Here is a 690-nt window from a genome sequence, read left to right on the forward strand (position 1 = left end):
CTCTTTTGGCCCCGCGCGCGGGGGCTCTCCGCGGGCCCGGGGTCTCCACCCCGGGGGGCGGGGGGGGGGGGGGGGGGCCGCCCGCCCCCCCCCCCCCCCCCCAGACTGTGGTTGGCCTGGAAACCGGCACGGCGACCAGCGCAGCAGTGACTGCCACCCCGGCCCGCCGGATACAATCGCCGGTTCCAGCGGTACCCCTGTCAGGAATCGAACCTGAACCCCGGCAGGCGCGCTGCCGCGCTCTTTCCGTTGAGCTACGGGGGTGCGGGAAAAGAGAAAACCGGTACGCCACGAAAAAGCCGCCCTGACGGTTTCCCGTGGGCGGCTCCTGACGTGCTGGGTAATTCAGCTCATCGGGAGTCCGCCCTGCCTACCTGCGAGAACGTGCGCTGACAGCGGCAGTGTGCCGGGCGCGGGAAACCGTGCCAAGCCGGGTGCTGCCCGTTGTCCGTCATGACGACCTTTCGTTCTCGGTGTGGCTGTCATTCTGGAGGCGGGCAGAGGGACGGTCAACGCATTATCGCTCGCCGGTCCGTCCGGGGCAGCGATGCCGGTGTTGGGGGGTGGGGGGGGGGGTGGTTGTGGGGGGAGACGGGGGGCGGGGGGTGTGGGGGGGGTTGCGGGGGCGGCGGGGGGTAGCGCGACTCCGTCTCGTTCCTGGTGGCCCGGCCGCCCGGTTCCACTGTGGAC

The 690-nt window shown here is 71.9% G+C and carries 1 tRNA gene; it reads right to left on the reverse strand.

Going from position 1 to position 690, the window contains the following annotated elements:
• Positions 1 to 192: 192 nt before the first annotated feature.
• Positions 193 to 264: transfer RNA gene (locus tag ACFWY9_RS14075), tRNA-Arg, on the reverse strand.
• Positions 265 to 690: the final 426 nt, after the last annotated feature.

The sequence above is a fragment of the Amycolatopsis sp. NPDC059027 genome (genome assembly GCF_042739735.1).
In the GTDB taxonomy this organism is placed as follows: domain Bacteria; phylum Actinomycetota; class Actinomycetes; order Mycobacteriales; family Pseudonocardiaceae; genus Amycolatopsis.